Raw genomic sequence first — 18,818 nt, 5'->3', positions numbered from 1 at the left:
GATCCGGGCGCCGCCCTCCGCCGCGTCCGCCTACTCCGCGCGACGCCGCCACTCGCGCACGACACGCTCGACGTCGAAGGGCATCAGGTTGAGCGGGGGGCCGGACAACCCCGTCCTGATCGCCTCGCGGATCTTCGTGTTGACCTCCGCCACGATCTCCCGCACCTCGGCCTCGGTCGCCGCGCGCGACGCGGCGGCCAGGGCGTCCTCGGCCTCCTTGCGCAGGGCGAGCGTCGGCGGCAGGTAGGAGACGTTCTCGCGCAGCAGCTTCTGCTTGAGCCACCACAGCTCGTCGTACGGCTTTCCGGCCCCGGGGATGGGCTTCCCCGCGCCGGGCAGATCGTCGAACTCCCCGCGCTCGGTCGCCTCACGGATCTGCCGGTCGACCCACGACTCGAAGCTGACGCCGGGCGGTTTGCGCTCCGTCATACCGCGTCTCTCCCCGGGATCGGCGATATCCTCCGCGACCCAAGATACGTGCCGCCGCTTTCGCCCCCGGAAGAGACCCGGTGGGGACGTCCGGAAACGGGTGGCCGGCATCAGGGCGCCCCGCGGGAATGCGCGCACGGTCATGCGAGGATCCTCGGATCGCAGGCGACCAGCAAAGGATGAGAATGTTCGCGATTCCCCTCGGAGACGGTGCCGAGCTGCGGCCGCTGGAACCCTGGCGGGCCGAGGAGTTCCTCGCCCACATGAACCGCGGCCGCGAATTCGTCGGCCGGCACATCGGGCTCCCCGACGCCGCGGCGGACCTGGAGTCCGCACGGGGATGGCTCCAGTCGTACGCCGACAAGACCGCCGCCGACGCCGGGCGCCTGTACGGCATCTGGCTCGACGGGCTCCTCGTCGGCGGCGTCCTGTTCAGGACCTTCGACGCCGGTGCCGGCAACTGCGAGGCCGGCTGCTGGCTGGAGCCGGCGGCCACCGGGCGCGGCCTGGTCACGCGGGCGGCACGCGTGATCATCGACTGGGCGGTCCGCGAGCGCGGAATGCACCGCGTTGAGTGGCACGTGTCCTCGGAGAACACTCCGAGCGTCAACGTGGCCAAGCGGCTCGGCATGACCCGCGACGCCGTGTTGCGCGAGGCCTATCCCTACCGGGGCGTGCGGCAGAACACCGAGATCTGGTCGGTGCTCGCACCCGAATGGCTCGCCGAGCACGGCTGACCGCACGCCATGCGCACCGGCGGGAAATCGCGGGGCCGAGAAGGAACACTGTGTCACTGGGAGCCCGGCGGGACCTGTGAGACGCTGGCGAAGGCCTTTCCGCGGATCACCACAGTATCCGCGGGGTGGGGGTAAAGCACGATCGAAGAAGCCGGTTGCGTACGCGTTGGTAGAGGGTTTCCTTCGCCGCGGCGACGAAAGCCCATCGGCGTGGACGACGATCACCGGCCGAAAGCCGGGTTCACCCCCGTGTCCCCGGCTTGCGGAAAGGGAACAGATATGCCGCTGAACGAGATCACCACCCGACCCAAGAGGACGACACCGGTCGCCAGGAGATTACGGCGAGCCGTCATCAGCACGTTCGCCGCCCTGGCGGTGGCCCTGTGCACCACCACCGCGAGCGCCGGCGCCGCCCAGACGCCCGGCGAGCCCGCCCAGGGTCCGGCGAGTTTCGCCCCCGGGTTCACCCACGGGAAGGTCGCCGTGGAAGGCGGCAACCTGCACTACGTCCGCGGCGGGTCGGGCCCGGCGATCGTGCTGCTGCACGGCTGGCCGGAGACCTGGCTGATGTGGCGCCCGGTGATGCCGGCTCTCGCCCGCGACCACACCGTGATCGCGTTCGACCTGCCCGGTCTCGGCGACTCCGCCATCCCGTCCGGGGGCTACGACAAGGCCACCACCGCCAAGCGCATCCGCGAGGCCGTCCACAAGCTGGGGTTCACCCAGGTGGAGCTGCTCGGGCACGACCTCGGCGTGCTGATCGCCCACCCGTACGCCCGCGACTTCCCCGGCGAGGTGACCCGCTTCGCCGTGATCGAGTCGCCGCTGGCGGGCTTCGGCCTGGAGCAGCTCTACGGGCTGAGCTGGCACTTCAGGTTCAACATGTCCCCCGCGCCGATCCCCGAGAAGATCATGGACAACGCGGACGTCAGCACCTACCTCGGCATGATGTACGGCTTCAGCTTCAACCGTGAGGGCATCGACGCCGAGGCGTACTACCGCGCGTACGCCAGCCCGGCGCGGCGCACGGCCGGCTACAACTACTACCGGGCGTTCCCGGCCGACGCCGAGAACAACCTGGCGAACGCCTCCAAGCGGCTGCCCATGCCCGTGCTGGCGATCGGCGGCCAGTACTCCTTCGGGACCGGCGTGGCCGACTCCTTCCGCCAGGTCGCCGACGACGTCCGCCCGGTGGTCGCGCCCGACGCCGGCCACTTCGTCCCCGAGGAGAACCCGGGCTTCGTCGCCGACTGCGCCAACCTCTTCTTCGCCGCCCAGGACACCGCTCCCCCGCGGCCCGAGCTCGCCCCCTGCGTCCGCTAGCCGGTCGTGAGACGGTCCCGGCCGGGGCACCTCGTGCTCCGGCCGGGCCGGGGCGTCAACACATCGATGTACACCGGGTTCGGTAGCGGGGAGGAAGCGGCGCGGGGGCGCGAGACGGCACGATCCGACTATGACGACGGGGCTGCTGCTCGCGCTCGCCGGCCTCGCGCTGGTCGACAGCACGAGCTTCGGGACGCTGGGGATTCCGGTCTACCTGCTGCTGGCCGGTGAGCGGTCGCGCGGCGCGCGGCTGCTCGTCTACCTGGGGACGCTGGCGGGGTTCTACTTCCTGGTCGGCGCGGCCCTGATGCTGGGGCTGACCAGGGTGATGGACGACTTCGGCGACGCCCTGCGCAGCCCCCCGGCGTACTGGGCCCAGCTCGCCCTCGGGGTGGGGCTGTTCGGGCTGAGCTTCTGGCTGGACCCCAAGTGGCGGCGCAGGCACGGCAGGCCGGAGCGCCGGTTCCAGCCGCGGGTGGGCGGGCCGCGGGTCATGGCGCTGCTCGGGCTCACCGCCGGGCTGGTCGAGGTGGCGACGATGCTGCCGTACCTGGCGGCCATCGGCGTCATGACGTCCGCCGGCCTGACGGCCGCCCAGTGGGTGCCGGTGCTGGCGGGCTACGTGCTCATCATGATCGCGCCGCCGCTGCTGCTCCTGGGCCTCCGGCAGGTCGCCGGCGACCGGCTGGACCGCGGGCTCAAGCGGCTGCGCGACTGGATGGACCGGAACTCGGCGTCGGCCGTGAGCTGGACGGTGTGCGTCGTGGGCGTCCTGCTGGCCCTCGACGCGGCGGGGTACCTGTTCTCCGGCTGAGGACTCAGCGGCTCGGGGTGGGACGGTCGTTGCCGGGGACCGAGGGGAACTCCAGGGTGGGGCTCTCGGCCGGGGTCGGCCGGGGCCTGCCGGGGGACGGCGGGCGGCCGTCCACAGGTGTGGAGGCGACCGGCTTGCCGAGGCCGGGGAACGGCGGCGCGGCGGGCGCGGAGCCCGGTGGCGTGGGCTGGCCCTGCGGCGCGGCACGCGTGGGCGTCTGCGGCGCGGTGTGCGGGGGCGCCGCGGGGGCGGCGTGGTCGTGCGGCGCGGGGGCGGCGTGGTCGGGGGGCGCCGGCGGGCCCGGGTGCGGTGCCGCGAGGTCGCCGGACGGCGGCGCCGGGGTGGCGGGCGCCATGTCGGCCTCCGGAGCGCGACGGGCGTGCCGGGCGCTCCGGCCGCCCCCGCCGGGCAGGTCGAACAGCCAGGTGGCCCCGGCCCTGAGCAGGCCCCTGTGCAGCAGAAGGCACAGCCAGACCAGGAAGGCGCTCATGACGATCGGCTCCACGACGGCGAGCAGCAGGCGGAGCCTGCCGTCGAGGTCGGCGGAGAGCGGCGTGACCAGGGCACGGTGCAGGAGCGCCAGCAGCGGCATGTGGATGATGTAGATCGGCAGCGTGGTGCGTCCCAGCCGCGCCAGGCCCTCGGCCAGCCATGTCCACTCGCTGATGCGCGCCGCCGCCGTCACCCCGAACACGGTCGCGACGACGCAGGCCAGCGGCCACACGCCGGGCACCGCCTTGGAGGCGGTCAGCGTGATCACCACCATGATGGCGCCGTACGCCGCCGTGGTGAGCGCGACCCGCGCCCAGCTCGCGTTCGCCGCGAGCCGTTCGATGTACGGCCGGAAGTACAGCCCGCCGAGGAACCACACGAGGTTCTGGTAGAGGCCGCCGCGGTTGCCCGGGATGTCCAGCACGCCGGTGGCGGCCGTGGCCGACAGCACCAGGGCCGCTCCCAGCACCAGCGCCATGGGGGCGCGGCGCAGCACCTTCGCGATGACGAAGTACAGCGCCAGCGCGTACAGGTACCACAGGTTGGTGGGGGTGATGGTGAGCTGTTCGAGCACGTCGAGCGCGCTGCTCGCCTTGAGGGTGTCGAAGTCGGGCACCAGCGACAGCAGAGCGGTGTGGATGAACAGCCACAACGCGTACAGGTAGAAGAACTTCGCGACCTTCGACCGGCCCACCACCCGCCAGGGCCGGGTCACCGCGCCGACCGCGAACATGCCGGAGATGGTGAAGAACAGCGGCATGCGCAGCGGGAGCAGCTGCTGGGTGAGGCCGCCCCACAGCCCCGGGATCGGCAGCGAGACACGCCAGTCGATTTGCAGGTAGTGCTTCATGACGACGTGCCACAGCACCACGAGCAGGATGCAGACGCCCTTGGCGGCGTCCGCCCAGACCGAGCGCTGCCGCACCGCCGCCGCCGTCGCGGGCACGACGGGCCCGGGCGCGGCGGCGGATGTCTGGCCGTCTCGATGATCGGTTGACTGTCGGCGTCTCATGCGAGCACACCTCCGGCCGGCGGTTCGGCGGCCGTCGACCGGCCCGGCGTACGTCGGGCGGCCCCCGGCCGGCGACGCGGCGATGTAGAGCGGTCGGAACAGGCTCGTGGCACCGCACGGGGTGCGATGCCACGGAGAGCCGCTGCTCACTTTACACGGCGGCCGTTGCCGGATTACGGGCCTATACCTGCATTCATCGCGAACCGATAGGCGGCCCGGTTTGCCGTGAACCGGGCCACACACCGCCGCCACCTCGGGTTACTCGGCGATTCCCATTCGTGGCGCGGCGTGTTTACTGGCGGGTAATTACCGGCTTGTTATACAGAACGTTACTTTATGTCGAATAAGCAAAATATGTGGTAAGACCCTCGGGCCGCCACCGCGCGGACCACCCCGGCCCGGGACCCGGCGCCCGGAGACGGGCGGGACTGTTTACCCACTCTTTGCGCAGCCCGCCCGGCGTCCGGGTGATGGAGCGGACCGGCGGGGTAGCCGCCACCCATGATCGGACAAGCGGCCACGGCGTTCGCGACGGTGCTGCTGATCGCCGCACAGGCCGGCTGCTCCGCGGCGGAGGAGGCGCCGGTGCGCGGAGGTGGTCGACCGCTTCCACGGCGCGGTGCGCGCCGGGCAGGGGGCGCAGGCGTGCGCCCTGCCGGCCCCGGAGACGGCCGAGGGCACCGCCCAGCGGACGAAACCCTGCCCGGACCTGCGCGTGCCGGGGCCGGCGCGGTCGGTGGCGGGGACCGCCGCCTGCAACGCCGAGCAGCTCGCCCAGCTGCAGGATCGCGTCTCGTGGAGCGGTTACGTCACCTCGCCGGACTTCTGGAACCGCACGTTGCCGAACCGGCGGTCGCAGTTCCTCGCCGTGCTCTCGATGGTGGTGCTCTCCATCCACCTGCGCCAGCGCGGCTCGCCCGAGAGCAAGCCGGTGGTCGCCCCCCACGAGGCGACCGGTGTCGAGAGCTCGACCCCGCCGGGCGGGTGACCCGGGCCGGCGCTTTGCCGGCGAAACGACCTGGACGGCGGGGTGACCTGGTAGAAATGCCGCGTGCCGCGCCGTTGTCACGCGAGGTGAGGGAGGCGACGTCCATGGGCGGCCCCGATCGGGCATCGGAGTTCACGGTGGCCTGCGCCCGGCGGAAAGGCGCGGTCGTCATCATGATCGGCGGAGAACTCGACAGGAACGCCGCCCCGGTGCTGCGCGCACAGCTGCGCCAGGCGTGGGACCTCGACCCTTCGGCGCTGGTCGTGGACGTCACGGCCGTCACGATGTGCGACTCCACGGGCCTGAGCGAGCTGATCACCGCACTGCAGCGCTGCCAGCACAACGAGACGCCGCTGGTGCTCACCGGCGTACAGGGCATGATGCAGCGCGTGCTCACCATCACCGGCCTGCGCCGCGCCTTCGACGTGTACACCAGCGTGGACGACGCGCTGCGCGAACTCACCGGCGACCTCCCCCGCGCGGTCACCTGACCGGCGCCTCCCCCCGCGGACGCTCTTCGAAGGAGGCCGGCCGACGCGCGCCGTCTTCATCACCGTGACCGCCGTGATCGCCCTCGGCCTGCCGCACCTCATGACCATCGCCCGCTCCGCCGCTAGCGCGAGGACCCTGACGCCGATCAAGGAGCAGGGAGCGCGGTTCTCTTCTCGATCGAGCCGTGTCGGCCTTCCGTCAGCCGCCGAAGGCCGGGGAGCGCGGGGCAGCGCGACCGGCCGGGACCACACCTCACCCACGTCCGGTCGGTGGGCCCGCTGGGGCCCGGCCAACGCCCTCGGGACAAGCTGGGGCGGTTGCGCGCGCGACGGCGAAGGAACGCCGGGCCAGGACCCTTGATGAGGCGCGCCGAAGGCGCCTTTCAGGGGCGACGGCCGATCATTGATCGGTGGTGGGGCCGGGGCTCGGTTCCGCGGCGAGACAGGGAGGCACCCGGCGAGGGTGGGGGCACCGCTTCAGCTCTCCTCCATCGGCCAGTCTGACCAGTCGAGCTCGCCGGCGTCACCGGAGGACGAGGACGCCCCCGGGGCGCCGTTCGCGGACCCCGCCCCGGACGAGCCGCCGGGCGTCGCCTTTCCGGTCGTGGCGCCGGCGCCGGTCGCGGGAACGCTCGCCGTGGGGTCGTCCGCCGGAGCTCCGTTCGCGCGTTTCGCCGGGGAGGGGCCGGCGGTCGACGCGGCACCGGGGGTGGAGGTGCCCGGGGCGGAAGCACCGGAGGTCTCCGCGCCGGAGGTCGAAACGGCGGGGGCGGCCGGGCCGGAGGTCGAGGCGGTGGGAGTCGAGGCGGCAGGAGTGGCCGCGCCGGAGGTCGAAGCGCCGGGAGTAACCAGGCCGGGCTGGGAGGCGGTCGAGGGGGAAGTGGCGGGGGTGGCCGTGCCGGAGGTCGCGACGGGAGGGGTGGCCGGGTCGGGCTCGGAGGCGGCCGAGGGGGAAGCGGTGGGGGTGGGCGGGGTGCCGGTGGGGGTGGCGTGCAGGGTGTCGAGGAGTTGCCGGCCGTACTTGGCCAGCTTGTTCTGGCCGACGCCGTTCACGAGGGCCAGTTCGGCGAGGGACGCCGGGGAGCCTGCGGCGATCTCGCGCAGGGTGGCGTCGTGGAAGACGACGTACGCCGGGACGCCCTGCTCCTTGGCCGTGGCCGCGCGCCAGGCGCGCAGGCGCTCGAACACGGGGGCGGCCTCCGCGGGAAGGTCGGCGGCGGGGCGGCGCGCCTTGCCCGCCTGGTCTCCGGCGGACGAGGCGGCCTGCCTGGCGGCGCGGGCGGGACGTTCGGGGTCGCGCCGGAGCATGACCTGGCGCCGCCGGCCGAGCACCTCGGCGCTGGCCTCGGTGAGGACCAGGGTGCCGTAGTCGCCCTCGACACCGAGCAGGCCCTGGGCCAGCAGCTGGCGAACGACGCCGCGCCATTCGAGCTCGGTCAGCTCGGTGCCCACCCCGAACACGCTCAGGGAGTCGTGCCGGTGCTGGGTGACCTTGGGAGTGTTCCTGCCGAGCAGGATGTCGATCACCTGGAGCGCGCCGAACTTCTGGCGCCGCTCGCGCATCAGCCGGAACACGGTGGACAGCAGCTTCTGCGCCGCGACCGTGCCGTCCCACGAGGCGGGCGGGTTGAGGCAGGTGTCGCAGTTGCCGCAGCCGGTGGCCGTGGCGGGCTGGCCGAAGTACGCCAGCAGGCTGGTGCGGCGGCACTCGACGGTCTCGCACAGCGCCAGCATGGCGTCGAGGTGCATCGCCAGGCGGCGGCGGTGCGTGTCGTCGCCCTCGGAGGTGTCGATCAGCCGGCGCTGCTGCACGACATCCTGCAGGCCGTAGGCCAGCCAGGCGGTGGAGGGAAGGCCGTCGCGGCCCGCGCGGCCGGTCTCCTGGTAGTAGCCCTCGACCGACCGGGGCAGGTCGAGGTGGGCGACGAAGCGCACGTCGGGCTTGTCGATGCCCATGCCGAACGCGATGGTGGCGACCATGACCAGGCCGTCCTCCCGCAGGAAGCGGGACTGGTTGGCCGCGCGGGAGCGCGCGTCGAGCCCGGCGTGGTACGGCAGCGCCGGGATGCCGTTGGACACCAGGAACTCGGCGGTCTTGTCGACCGAGCCGCGCGACAGGCGGTAGACGATGCCGGAGTCGCCCGCGTGCTCGCTGCGCAGCAGCGCGAGCAACTGCCGCTGGGGATCGCTCTTGGGCGTGATGCGGTACTGGATGTTGGGCCGGTCGAAGCTCGCGACGAAGTGACGCGCCTTCTCCAGATCGAGCCGCGAGGCGATCTCGGCGCGGGTGGCCTCGGTGGCCGTGGCGGTGAGCGCGATGCGCGGCACGGTGGGGTAGCGCTCGTGCAGCACCGACAGGGTGAGGTAGTCGGGCCGGAAGTCGTGGCCCCACTGCGCCACGCAGTGCGCCTCGTCGATGGCGAACAGCGAGACCGCGCCGCGGTCGAGCAGCCGCAGCGTGGACTCCAGCCGCAGGCGCTCGGGGGCGAGGTAGAGGAGGTCGAGCTCGCCGGCCACGAAGGCGGCCTCGACGCGCCTGCGCTCCTCGGGATCCTGGGTGGAGTTGAGGAAGCCGGCGCGCACGCCCAGGGCGGTGAGCGCGTCGACCTGGTCTTGCATGAGCGCGATCAGCGGTGAGACGACGACGCCCACGCCGTGCCGCACCAGCGCGGGGATCTGGTAGCACAGCGACTTGCCGCCGCCGGTGGGCATGAGGACGAGCGCGTCGCCGCCGTCGACGACGTGGTCGATGATCTCCTGCTGGCCCTCGCGGAACGAGCCGTAGCCGAAGACGCGCCGCAGGACGCCTGCCGCATCGGCCGCTTCGGGGCCGCTGTCAGGGGAGGTCACCGGGCGATTCTACGAGCCCCCCGCGCCCCCCGGCCGCAGAGCGGGAGAACCTGTGGACAACCGCGTCCCCCCGCCGGTCCGGGCCCGGCGACGCGGGCCTCCCACGATCGACGCCCCTCGGCGCACGTCCCTGTCACGGTCTCCTTACGACTATTTACACCAAATGTGGACTGGGATAACTGTTGCGGGTACATGATCGGTGCATCCCCCGGAGGTCCACCTTGCGGCAATCCTCCAGATTGCTCTGCGCCATCGGCGTCACCCTCGCGCTGACGGCCACCCCGGGCGGCGTCGCCGCCGCCCACGCGCAACCCGAGATCCAGGTCACGGACGGCCGGACCCAGCCCGTCTTCTCCTACGCCGACGCCATCCGCGAGCAGGTGCGCGTCGAGACGCCCGTCGACAGCGACGGCGACGGGAAGAACGACCTGGCCAACGTCGACATCATCCGGCCCAGGGAGACCGACCAGGGTCTCAAGGTGCCGGTGATCATGGACGACAGCCCCTACTACGACAACTCCGGACGCGGCAACGAGGCCGAGCGCAAGACCTACGACGCCGCCGGCCTGCCGGTGAAGTTCCCGCTCGCCTACGACAACTACTTCGTGCCGCGCGGCTACGCCGTGCTGCTGGTGGACATGCTGGGCACCAACAAGTCCGAGGGCTGCCCCGACGTGGGCGGCGCCGCCGACATCGCGGCGGGCAAGGCCGTGGTCGACTGGCTGAACGGCCGGGCCAAGGCGTACAAGCCGGACGGCAGCCCCGCGACGGCGGGCTGGACCACCGGCAGGGTCGGCATGATCGGCAAGTCCTACGACGGCACGCTGGCCAACGCCGTGGCCGCCACCGGCGTGCGGGGCCTGGAGACGATCGTCCCCATCTCGGCGATCAGCAGCTGGTACCGGTACCAGCGCATGAACGGCGTGCTCTACAGCTACGACTACATGCCGTTCCTCGCCGACCACGTCGACACCGACCCCGCCGCCAAGTGCGCCGCCGTGCGCGAGAGGCTGCGCGTCGGGCAGGAGGACGCGACCGGCAACCACAACGCGTTCTGGGACGAGCGGAACTACATCTCCGGCACCCTCGCCGACGTGCGGAAGGTGCGCGCCAGCGTCCTGGTCGCCCACGGCCTCGGGGAGCTGAACGTCAAGGCCGACCACTTCACCACCTGGTGGCAGGCCCTCGCCCGGCACAACGTGCCGCGCAAGCTGTGGCTGTCGCAGTACGGGCACGTGGACCCGTTCGACTTCAGGCGCGAGGACTGGATCGACACGCTGCACGCCTGGTTCGACCACTGGCTGCACAGGGTCGACAACGACGTCATGCGCCAGCCCCGCGTCGACCTGCAGGTGGCTCCCGACCGGTGGGTGAAGCAGGCCGACTGGCCGTCGCGGTCGCTCACCGTGCCGCTGTCGCTGCGCCCGGGCCAGGACGGCCAGGGCTCCCTCGGCCTGCTGCCCGCCCCTCGCGGCACGACGCTCAGCTTCACCGACGACCCGGGCCAGAGCGAGAGCGAGATGGTCTCGGACCCGACGGCGGCCTCGCCGAACCGGCTGGCGTTCCTGACGCCGCCGCTGAAGCGCGCCGTGCGGTTCTCCGGCACCCCGAAGGTGGACATCCGCGCCAAGCTGGACCAGCCGAGCGCCAACCTGACCGCGCTGGTGGTCGACTACGGTGACGACGACCGCGTCGACCACTACGCCGGCGCGGGCGGCATCCGCACGCTCACCGAGGAGAGCTGCCACGGCGAGAGCACGGCCGCCGACGACGCCTGTTACCGCAAGACCGAGACGGCGACGGCGAACAGGCCGGTCGAGATCGTGGCGCGCGGCTGGCTCGACACCGACAACCGCCGGTCGCTGCGGACCTCCGAGCCGGCCACGCCCGGCCAGTACTACCGGTTCACCTGGGACACCCTGCCCAACGACTACGTGGTCAAGCCGGGGCACCGGCTGGCCGTCATCCTGGCCGGCAGCGACGACTCCGAGACCTTCCCCGACAAGCCGGCGGCGGCCACCGTGACCGTCGACCTGCCCGGGAGCAGGATCTGGCTGCCGCTCTCCGCCGTCCACGACGAGGAGCCGCCGTCGACGATGGAGTTCGGCCCCGCTCCCAAGCGTGAGGAGTGGCGCGGGCCCAAGGACGTGGTGCTGCCCACGCCGTCGCGCGACTTCTTCTGATCCCCCTCCGGCGGGGGACGGCCCCGGGCCGTCCCCCGCCGGGGCCCGTCCATCCGCGCGCGTCCGGGGAGCAGAGCCCTGTTCCCCGGACCGCCTCGCTCCAGGAGCCCTAGAACACCCGGCCCATGACGTACTCGGCCAGCGCCATCGCGGCGCCCGCCACGTCCCCCACGGGGTGCCGCTTCTCGGCGGACTGCCACGAGTAGTACGCGCCCCCGTACCCGACGAAGACCCACACCGGCAGGCCCATGTCGGGGCTGTGCACCACGAGCGCGGGCATGCTCTCGCGGATCTCGGTCTGGAGGCCGAGGCGCGCGACGGCGTCCCTCAGCTCCACCAGCTTGACGGCCTCTTCCAGGACATGGGGACTCAGGCCAACGTCCGCCGTTCCCCTCACGGTCATCGGGTTCACGCCGTTCCTCCCGCCCAGCGGCACCGCGACGGTGTCCAACCCGTCCTGCTTCCAAGAAGAACACCGCGCCTTCGGCGGGGAGACCCCAGTGACGCCCCATGACCGGCCGGCCACGTGCCCCTACGCCGCCAATCATGGGTGAATAGTGGTTTATGCCCCTTAAGTCCAATCTCGTCCCGTCACATGGCTCCCACCTTTCCCACGCAGGAACCACGCCCGGGCGCGATCAAGTGGTGTTGAATTGCCTGGTGACGACGATCGCGCCCACCGGAGCCCAGCACACCGTCGAGGCCGGGGGCCTTCGCGCCGTGGTCACCGAGGTCGGCGCGGGCCTGCGGAGCCTGACCCACGACGGCCGCCCGCTCATCCTCGACTACCCCGAGGACTCCCTTCCCGTCGGCTCGGCCGGCCTGCCCCTGCTGCCCTGGCCGAACAGGGTCCAAGACGGGCGCTACACGTTCGACGGCCAGGAGCGCCAGCTCGCGCTCACCGAGCCCAAGTACGGCAACGCCGCGCACGGCTTCACCCGCTCGCTCCCCTGGCAGGTGGTGGGGCGCGACGAGCACTCGATACGGCTCGGGCTGCGGCTGTTCCCGCAGATCGGCTACCCGCACATCCTCGACCTCGCCATCGGGTACGCCCTCGGCGACGCCGGGCTTGAGGTGGAGGTCACGGCCGAGAACGCCGGCGGCACCGCCGCGCCGTACGGATTCGGCGCCCACCCCTACCTGACCGTGGGCGGCCCCGTGGACGACGCCGTGCTGGAGCTCCCGGCCGGGCGCTGGCTGGCCGTGGACGAGCGCAAGATCCCCGTCGGCGGCCAGGACGTCGACGACACCGCCTACGACTTCCGGTCGCCCCGCCCGATCGGCGCCCTCGCCCTCGACACCCCGTTCACCGGCCTCACCCGCGGCGCCGACGGCCTCGTGCGGGTGCGGCTGACCGCCGGGGACGGCGGGCGCGGCGTGGAGCTGTGGGCGGCGGAGGGCATCGGCTGGCTCCAGGTCTACACCGGCGACACGCTGGCCGAGAGCCACCGCCGCGCGGGCCTGGCGGTCGAGCCCATGAGCTGCCCGCCCAACGCCTTCCGCACCGGCGAGGACGTCGTCCGGCTCGCCCCTGGCGAGCGCGCCGTCCACCGCTGGGGCATCCGCCCCATTTGACAGGTCTTGTCAGGGTCATGCACCGGGGCTACGATCCGACCTAATTCTTAGGAAAGTTTCCTAACGTATTGGTGGGTCGCATGCTCCAGCCTCGCAGGACCCTCGTCCGGTTGGCCGCCGGGCTCTCCCTCACCGTCACGCTCGCCGCGGGCGCCCTCACCGCGCCGGCCTCGGCCGGAAGCGCCCAGAACGCCGCCAGGGCCGCCGCCCCCGCGACCTTCACGCATCCCGGCGTGCTGGTCAGCCGGCCGCAGCTCGACTTCGTCCGCACACAGGTCAACGCGGGCGCCCAGCCGTGGCGGGCGGCCTACGACCAGATGATGGCGAGCCAGTACGCCTCGCTCTCGCGCACCCCCAAGCCGCGCGCGGTCGTGGAGTGCGGCTCGTACTCCAACCCCAACCTCGGCTGCACCGAGGAGCGCCAGGACGCGATCGCCGCGTACACCCTGGCCCTGGCCTGGTACATCACCCGCGACAGCCGGTACGCGGACAAGGCCATCCAGATCATGGACGCGTGGTCCGCCGTGATCACCGACCACACCAACTCCAACGCGCCCCTGCAGACCGGCTGGGCGGGCTCCTCGTGGCCGAAGGCCGCCGAGATCATCCGGTACACCTACACGGGCTGGCCCGCGACCGCCGTCAACCGGTTCGCCACCATGCTGCGCGACGTGTACCTGCCCGAGGTGATCAACGGCTCCAACAGCAACGGCAACTGGGAGCTGACCATGATGGAGGCGGCGATCGGCATCGCGGTCTTCCTGGAGGACCGCTCGGCCTACGACAGGGCCGTCGCCAGGTTCCGCGGCCGGGTGCCCGCCTACATCTACGTCGCCGCCGACGGCGCCCTGCCGAAGGCCCCGCCGAACAGCTCCATCGACACGCGCGACGAGATCATCAGGTACTGGCAGGGGCAGACGACGTTCAGTGACGGGCTGTCCCAGGAGACCTGCCGCGACTTCACCCACACCGGGTACGGCATCTCGTCGATCTCGCACGTCGCCGAGACCAGCCGCATCCAGGGCCAGGACCTGTATCCGGAGATCAGCGACCGGCTGCGGCACGCCCTGGGGTTCCACGCCAAGTACCAGCTCGGCGCGGCGGTGCCGTCCTCGCTCTGCGGCGGCGCTCTCACACTGGGCCTCGGCCCGGTCACCGAGGTGGGGTTCAACGCCCTGTCCAACCGGATGGGCATCGCCATGACCAACACGCGGACGCTGACCGAACGCCAGCGGCCCGCCGGGACCAATCACCTGTTCGTGGCCTGGGAGACGCTCACCCACGCCGGCAACCCGAACTGAGGCTGGACGCGGGAACTCGAACCGGAGCGGGAACTCGAACCGGAATGGAGCTCCGGGCTCGGGCGGGTACAGGGCCCGGGCCCGGACGACCGGTCGCCTAATTCAAGGCGCCGGACGCTCCAGGCGGCGTCGCCTCCTCGCGGCGGACTCGCGGAACGATCTCCGCGTCCGCGGCAGCGGGCGGCGCCGGCGCGGCGTCACTGCTTGGCGCTGGACACCGCGAGGGGGTCGCTGGGCGCGTCGGCCTTGGCCTTCTCCATCTGCTCACCGAGCTCCTGGAGCTTCTTGCGGCCCATGGCCTCACGCACCTGCGGGAACCACTCCTGCTCCTCTTCCTCCACGTGGTGGCGGACGTTCTCCATGAGCACGGTCACCTTGGCGTCGAACCGCTCGTCCTGGGGGTCGAGGTTCTTGAGCTCGGACATCATCCACACCACCACGTGGTGCTCCTCGACGCTCTCCAGGACGTGGTCCTCGGTGTCCGGCACGCCGGCCCGCGCGGCGGGGTAGAAGATCTCCTCCTCGATGTACGCGTGGGTCGTGAGCTCGTGGATGATCTGGTCGACGATCGCCCTCTTCTCCTTGTAGGCGCTCTCGCCCGCCTTCTCGAACTGCTTGAACAGCTTCTCCACGGTCTTGTGGTCGTCCTTCAAGAGCACGATGGCGTCCATCGGAGCCTTCCTCCTGCTGCGAGTGTGGTCTGCACCCCATCGCTTCCTCCTGAGCGGGATTTAAACCCGCCACCGCGCAACCACTTCCCGCCCTACCGGCGAAAACAGGGCGAAACGCCTGGATGATTGAAGATTTCTTGGCCGGGCATGGCTCGCGGCATGACTTCCGCGTCCTCCGCCGGACGACCCGTGGCGCTCACCGTCAACGCCGGCTCCTCCAGCCTCCGGCTCACACTGGTGCGTGACGAGCGGGTGCTGCACGAGTCGTACGTCGAGAAGCGGCCGCCCGACCCGGCCGGCATCGAGCGCGTGATCGACGACTTCCTGCGGGAGGCGCCCGGCCACGAGATCACGGTCGTCGCCCACCGCCTCGTGCACGGCGGCGAGGCCGTCACGACGCCCACCGTGGCCGGCGACGAGGTGGTCGAGGCCGTCCGACGGTACGCCGACCTGGCGCCGCTGCACGTGCCGCCCGCCCTGGCGCTCGTGGAGGCCGCCCGGCGCCGGCTGCCCGGCGTGCCGCACGTCCTGTGCCCGGACACCGCGTTCCACGCCGGCCTGCCGGAGGCCGCCGCGACGTACCCGCTGCCGGCCGAGTGGCGGCGCGACTACGGCCTCCGGCGCTACGGCTTCCACGGCCTCTCGTACGCGTGGGCCCTGGGGCGGGCGGCGGCCCTGCTGGAGCGGCCCGCCTCGTCCCTGCACGTGGTCATGACGCACCTCGGCGGCGGCTCCTCGGTCTGCGCGGTGCGCGAGGGCGTCAGCGTGGACACCTCCATGGGCTTCACGCCCCTGGAGGGCGTGCCGATGAGCACCCGCTCGGGCAGCGTCGACCCCGGCATGCTGCTGTGGCTGCTCGACGACGCGCGGCTCGGCCTGGACGAGCTGCGCGAGGGGCTCGACCGCCGGTCGGGGCTGCTCGGCCTGTCGGGCAGCTCCGGCGACACCCGCGAGCTGGTGGCGTCGGACGACCCCGCGGCGGCGCTGGCGCTGGCGGTGTTCGCCCACCGGGTGGCCCGGGAGATCGCCGCCTCGGCCACCGGCCTCGACCGCCTGGACGCGCTGGTGTTCACCGGCGAGATCGGCTGGGACCAGCCCGAGGTCCGCGAGGACGTGTGCCGTCGTCTGCGCCTGCTCGGCGTGGCGCCCCCGGCCCGGGGCGAGGTGACCGAGGACGGCGTGGTGAGCGCCCCCGGCGCGGCCGTCCCGGTCCTCGTCGTCCAGCCGCGCGAGGAACTCCAGCTCGCCCGCGAGGCCCTCGCCGCCGTCGAGCACTCCCCCTGACGGGCCCCCTCCTAGGTACGCAGCGCCCGCGCCCGCCACCATGGGGACGAACCGGCGACTCACCCGGGGGAAAACCACAGGTGCGCCCGCCGGGCCGGGTCGCGCCGGTCATGTGATCATGGGGTATGGCCGAGACGATGTCCGCGTGGGTGGTCGCCGAGCCGGGGCCGATGGAGACCGGGCCGCTGCGGCGCGTGCGGCTGCCCGTGCCCCGCCCCGGCCCGGGAGAGGTGCTGGTCGAGGTGGAGGTGTGCGCGGTCTGCCGCACCGACCTGCACCTCGCGGAGGGCGACCTCGCGCCGAGACGGCCCGCCACCGTCCCCGGGCACGAGATCGTCGGGCGGGTCGTCGCCCACGGCCCCGGCGAGGGGCGGCTGGCGATCGGCACGCGTGTGGGCGTGCCGTGGCTGCGCTGGACGTGCGGCGAGTGCCGCTACTGCGTGCGCGGCGCGGAGAACCTGTGCCCGAACTCGCGCTACACCGGCTGGGACGCCGACGGCGGGTACGCCGAGTACACCACCGCCATGGAGGACTACGTCTACGAGCTGCCCGACGACGTGCCGGCCGAACGGCTCGCGCCCCTGCTGTGCGCGGGCATCATCGGCTACCGGGCGCTCAGCCGCGCCGAGCTGCCGTCGGGCGGGCGTCTCGGCATCTACGGCTACGGCGCCTCGGCGCACCTCGTGGCGCAGGTCGCGGTCGAGCAGGGCGCCACGGTGCATGTGCTCACCCGCTCGGCACGGGCGCGGGAGCTGGCGCTGGAGCTGGGGGCCGCCTCGGCGTGCGACGCCTACGACGCCCCGCCGGAGCCGCTCGACGCGGCCATCCTGTTCGCCCCGGTCGGCGACCTGGTGCCGGTGGCGCTGTCGGCGCTCGACCGGGGCGGCACGCTGGCCGTCGCCGGGATCCACCTCACCGACGTGCCGCCGCTGAACTACCAGGACCACCTGTTCTACGAGCGCGGCGTGCGCAGCGTCACCGCCAACACCCGCAACGACGGCCACCAGTTCCTGTCCTTCGCCACCCTCCAGCCGTTGAGCGTCGCCACCACGCCCTACCCCTTCGACGAGGCCGACCGGGCCCTCGGCGACCTGGCGGCCGACCGCGTCAACGGCGCCGCCGTGCTGCACGTCGGCGCCGAGCCGCGGATCTAGCGGCCGGCGCGAAGGAGTTCGACGACGGCCGCGATGTCGGCCTCGGCCCAGCCCCGGGCCGCGGCCTCCTCGTACCGCCGCTCGACCAGGCGGGCGAGGGGCGGCGACACGCCGTGCGCCTCGGCCACCTCGGCGAACAGCCGCACGTCCTTGGCGCCGAGGCGGGTGGCGAACCAGCCCCGGTGGTCGCCGCCGACGAGGTCGTCCAGGCGGTTGCCCAGGGCGGGGGCGACGGTGGGCAGGTGCGACAGCAGCCTGCGGGTCATCGCCGGGTCGAGGCCTGCGGCCTCGGCCGTGGCCACCGCCTCGGCGAGCGCGGCGACGCCGGACATCAGCAGGTAGTTGTTCAGCAGCTTGTAGGCGGTGGCGGCGCCGGGGTCGTCGCCGCACTGCCAGTACACCGAGAACAGGCGCGTCCACAGGGGTTCCAGCCGCTCGACGAGGGTCGCGTGCCCGCCGAGCAGACCCGAGGCCTCGCCCGCGACGACGGCCTGCGGGCCGCCCATGATCGGCGCGGCGGTGAAGCGCCGTCCGGGGGCGGCGTCGCGCAGCCGGCGTGACGTCGCCGGTGACACCGTGCTCATGTCCACCACGACGGGGCCCGAGCCGGTCGGCGCGCCGCCCGGGGCGTCCGCGGCCGTCCTCGGCGCGGGCCGGCCGGTGAGGCGGGCCATGACGTCCAGCACCGCCCGGTCGTCGGCCAGCGACATCAGCACGGCGCCGGTGTCGCGCGCCGCGTCCCGCGGCGTGGGCGCCTCGGTGGCGCCGACGCCGAGCAGGCCGGCCACCCTGCCGGGGGTGCGGTTCCAGACGGTGACGTCGAAGCCCTGGCCCAGCAGCCGCTCGGCGACCGCCCGGCCCATGTGTCCCATCCCGAGCACGGCGACGCGCATGGTCGGTCTCCCGTCGTTCATCGGCGCCCGGACGGCCCGCCGTGGTCGCCGGGACGGCGGCCCGGCGCCCGGGGCGGCCAGGTCCCGGGCACTAGGGTCCCGGAGCGTGGCGGGAACCGTACACCGGGGCCGGCGGGCGCAACACCGACCTGACGGCGTCCCGGAGCGCCCAGGCCTCCTGGTTGAGCAGCCGCCGTTCCCGGGGTTCGCAGTCGGCGTCGATCACGAAGTCGTCCCCGTCGTAGCGGGGGAAGACGTGCAGGTGGACGTGGAGGATCTGCTGGAACGCCGCCTGGCCGTCCCCCAGGAAGATGTTGACGCCCTCGCAGCGCAGCCGCGAGCGGCGCAGCCCCATCGCCATGAGCCGGGCCGTCCGCCACAGGTGCTCGCCGACCTGGTCGCCGAGGTCCTCCAGGCCGGCCAGGTGGCGGCGGGGCAGCACCAGGACGTGCCCGGGGTTCACCGGGTTGGCGTCCATGATCACCATTACGGTGTCGTCCTGGTGGACCAGGCTCACCTCGGCCCGGCCCGCGACGACGTCGCAGAACACACAGGTACCGGGTTCGTCCATATCCCAATGATTGCTCGCACCCTCCGGCGCCCCGCGCCGGGGTGGGGGCC

17 protein-coding genes are annotated in these 18,818 nt (G+C 72.8%); 10 read left to right on the top strand and 7 right to left on the bottom strand.

Annotation, left to right across the window (positions count from 1 at the left end; genetic code table 11):
* Nucleotides 1-30: 30 nt before the first annotated feature.
* The gene (locus PYR91_RS15700) at nucleotides 31-429 is read right to left on the bottom strand and encodes a DUF1992 domain-containing protein (protein WP_279780542.1); all 399 of its coding nucleotides are present in this window, start codon (nucleotides 427-429) and stop codon (nucleotides 31-33) included.
* A gap of 185 nt (nucleotides 430-614) precedes the next feature.
* Here PYR91_RS15700 and PYR91_RS15695 point away from each other — a divergent pair, with 185 nt between their 5' ends.
* From PYR91_RS15695 to PYR91_RS15685, 3 genes are all read left to right on the top strand, one after another.
* Nucleotides 615-1,166, top strand: a complete 552-nt coding sequence (locus PYR91_RS15695) for a GNAT family protein (RefSeq protein WP_279780541.1) — start codon at nucleotides 615-617, stop codon at nucleotides 1,164-1,166.
* A 279-nt stretch (nucleotides 1,167-1,445) separates the two neighbouring features.
* Complete coding sequence (locus PYR91_RS15690) at nucleotides 1,446-2,489, top strand: alpha/beta hydrolase (RefSeq protein WP_279780540.1); 1,044 nt, start codon at nucleotides 1,446-1,448, stop codon at nucleotides 2,487-2,489.
* 130 nt (nucleotides 2,490-2,619) lie between these two features.
* On the top strand, nucleotides 2,620-3,303 hold the full coding sequence (locus PYR91_RS15685; protein WP_279780539.1) for a GAP family protein: 684 nt from the start codon (nucleotides 2,620-2,622) through the stop codon (nucleotides 3,301-3,303).
* Between the two features lie 4 nt (nucleotides 3,304-3,307).
* On the opposite strand, the gene PYR91_RS15680 is transcribed toward PYR91_RS15685, so the two are convergent.
* Nucleotides 3,308-4,807: an acyltransferase gene (locus tag PYR91_RS15680; protein WP_279780537.1), complete on the bottom strand. Its 1,500-nt coding sequence runs from the start codon at nucleotides 4,805-4,807 to the stop codon at nucleotides 3,308-3,310.
* A 595-nt stretch (nucleotides 4,808-5,402) separates the two neighbouring features.
* Here PYR91_RS15680 and PYR91_RS15675 point away from each other — a divergent pair.
* Together PYR91_RS15675 and PYR91_RS15670 are read left to right on the top strand one after the other, a co-directional pair.
* Nucleotides 5,403-5,795 (top strand): DUF6766 family protein, encoded by a 393-nt coding sequence (locus PYR91_RS15675; RefSeq protein ID WP_279780536.1) that lies wholly within the window; start codon nucleotides 5,403-5,405, stop codon nucleotides 5,793-5,795.
* 104 nt (nucleotides 5,796-5,899) lie between these two features.
* The gene (locus PYR91_RS15670) at nucleotides 5,900-6,286 is read left to right on the top strand and encodes an STAS domain-containing protein (protein WP_279780535.1); all 387 of its coding nucleotides are present in this window, start codon (nucleotides 5,900-5,902) and stop codon (nucleotides 6,284-6,286) included.
* A 477-nt stretch (nucleotides 6,287-6,763) separates the two neighbouring features.
* Here the strand turns inward: PYR91_RS15670 and recQ are convergent, their stop codons facing one another.
* Nucleotides 6,764-9,136 carry a DNA helicase RecQ gene (recQ, locus tag PYR91_RS15665; protein ID WP_279780534.1) on the bottom strand — a complete coding sequence of 791 codons (2,373 nt, stop codon included), beginning with the start codon at nucleotides 9,134-9,136 and terminating at the stop codon, nucleotides 6,764-6,766.
* Nucleotides 9,137-9,357: 221 nt separating this feature from the next.
* On the opposite strand from recQ, the gene PYR91_RS15660 reads away from it, so the two are divergent.
* Nucleotides 9,358-11,319, top strand: coding sequence for a Xaa-Pro dipeptidyl-peptidase (locus PYR91_RS15660; protein WP_279780533.1), 1,962 nt, complete (start codon nucleotides 9,358-9,360; stop codon nucleotides 11,317-11,319).
* A 109-nt stretch (nucleotides 11,320-11,428) separates the two neighbouring features.
* On the opposite strand, the gene PYR91_RS15655 is transcribed toward PYR91_RS15660, so the two are convergent.
* A complete protein-coding gene (locus PYR91_RS15655; RefSeq protein ID WP_279780532.1) occupies nucleotides 11,429-11,770 on the bottom strand; it encodes a hypothetical protein in 342 nt (113 codons plus the stop codon).
* 209 nt (nucleotides 11,771-11,979) lie between these two features.
* Between PYR91_RS15655 and PYR91_RS15650 the strand changes: the two genes are divergently transcribed.
* Both PYR91_RS15650 and PYR91_RS15645 read left to right on the top strand, forming a co-directional pair.
* Complete coding sequence (locus PYR91_RS15650) at nucleotides 11,980-12,894, top strand: aldose 1-epimerase family protein (protein WP_279780531.1); 915 nt, start codon at nucleotides 11,980-11,982, stop codon at nucleotides 12,892-12,894.
* Nucleotides 12,895-12,974: 80 nt separating this feature from the next.
* Complete coding sequence (locus PYR91_RS15645; RefSeq protein ID WP_279780530.1) at nucleotides 12,975-14,195, top strand: alginate lyase family protein; 1,221 nt, start codon at nucleotides 12,975-12,977, stop codon at nucleotides 14,193-14,195.
* A gap of 197 nt (nucleotides 14,196-14,392) precedes the next feature.
* Here the strand turns inward: PYR91_RS15645 and PYR91_RS15640 are convergent, their stop codons facing one another.
* Nucleotides 14,393-14,866 (bottom strand): hemerythrin domain-containing protein, encoded by a 474-nt coding sequence (locus tag PYR91_RS15640; RefSeq protein WP_279780529.1) that lies wholly within the window; start codon nucleotides 14,864-14,866, stop codon nucleotides 14,393-14,395.
* A gap of 159 nt (nucleotides 14,867-15,025) precedes the next feature.
* Here PYR91_RS15640 and PYR91_RS15635 point away from each other — a divergent pair, with 159 nt between their 5' ends.
* Nucleotides 15,026-16,150: an acetate/propionate family kinase gene (locus tag PYR91_RS15635; protein ID WP_279780528.1), complete on the top strand. Its 1,125-nt coding sequence runs from the start codon at nucleotides 15,026-15,028 to the stop codon at nucleotides 16,148-16,150.
* A gap of 125 nt (nucleotides 16,151-16,275) precedes the next feature.
* On the top strand, nucleotides 16,276-17,304 hold the full coding sequence (locus tag PYR91_RS15630; protein WP_279780527.1) for a zinc-binding alcohol dehydrogenase family protein: 1,029 nt from the start codon (nucleotides 16,276-16,278) through the stop codon (nucleotides 17,302-17,304).
* Here the strand turns inward: PYR91_RS15630 and PYR91_RS15625 are convergent.
* Nucleotides 17,301-18,197, bottom strand: a complete 897-nt coding sequence (locus PYR91_RS15625; RefSeq protein ID WP_279780526.1) for an NAD(P)-dependent oxidoreductase — start codon at nucleotides 18,195-18,197, stop codon at nucleotides 17,301-17,303. The two genes, PYR91_RS15630 and PYR91_RS15625, sit on opposite strands and share 4 nt — an antisense overlap.
* Before the next feature lie 91 nt (nucleotides 18,198-18,288).
* The gene (locus tag PYR91_RS15620; RefSeq protein ID WP_279780525.1) at nucleotides 18,289-18,768 is read right to left on the bottom strand and encodes an HIT family protein; all 480 of its coding nucleotides are present in this window, start codon (nucleotides 18,766-18,768) and stop codon (nucleotides 18,289-18,291) included.
* Nucleotides 18,769-18,818: the final 50 nt, after the last annotated feature.

This window comes from Sphaerisporangium sp. TRM90804 (assembly GCF_029846175.1).
Taxonomy (GTDB): domain Bacteria; phylum Actinomycetota; class Actinomycetes; order Streptosporangiales; family Streptosporangiaceae; genus Sphaerisporangium.
The sequence above is the reverse complement of the archived record's forward strand: the minus strand, read 5'-3'. Positions and strand labels throughout refer to the sequence as shown.

Bases quoted from the DNA above. Each gene is read 5' to 3' on its own strand.
- PYR91_RS15630 (WP_279780527.1), top strand. From the start codon at position 16,276: ATGGCCGAGACGATGTCCGCGTGGGTGGTCGCCGAGCCGGGGCCGATG.
- PYR91_RS15695 (WP_279780541.1), top strand. From the start codon at position 615: ATGTTCGCGATTCCCCTCGGAGACGGTGCCGAGCTGCGGCCGCTGGAA.
- PYR91_RS15635 (WP_279780528.1), top strand. From the start codon at position 15,026: ATGACTTCCGCGTCCTCCGCCGGACGACCCGTGGCGCTCACCGTCAAC.
- PYR91_RS15620 (WP_279780525.1), bottom strand. From the start codon at position 18,768: ATGGACGAACCCGGTACCTGTGTGTTCTGCGACGTCGTCGCGGGCCGG.
- PYR91_RS15685 (WP_279780539.1), top strand. From the start codon at position 2,620: ATGACGACGGGGCTGCTGCTCGCGCTCGCCGGCCTCGCGCTGGTCGAC.
- PYR91_RS15680 (WP_279780537.1), bottom strand. From the start codon at position 4,807: ATGAGACGCCGACAGTCAACCGATCATCGAGACGGCCAGACATCCGCC.
- PYR91_RS15700 (WP_279780542.1), bottom strand. From the start codon at position 429: ATGACGGAGCGCAAACCGCCCGGCGTCAGCTTCGAGTCGTGGGTCGAC.
- PYR91_RS15640 (WP_279780529.1), bottom strand. From the start codon at position 14,866: ATGGACGCCATCGTGCTCTTGAAGGACGACCACAAGACCGTGGAGAAG.
- PYR91_RS15690 (WP_279780540.1), top strand. From the start codon at position 1,446: ATGCCGCTGAACGAGATCACCACCCGACCCAAGAGGACGACACCGGTC.
- PYR91_RS15625 (WP_279780526.1), bottom strand. From the start codon at position 18,197: ATGCGCGTCGCCGTGCTCGGGATGGGACACATGGGCCGGGCGGTCGCC.
- PYR91_RS15670 (WP_279780535.1), top strand. From the start codon at position 5,900: ATGGGCGGCCCCGATCGGGCATCGGAGTTCACGGTGGCCTGCGCCCGG.
- PYR91_RS15645 (WP_279780530.1), top strand. From the start codon at position 12,975: ATGCTCCAGCCTCGCAGGACCCTCGTCCGGTTGGCCGCCGGGCTCTCC.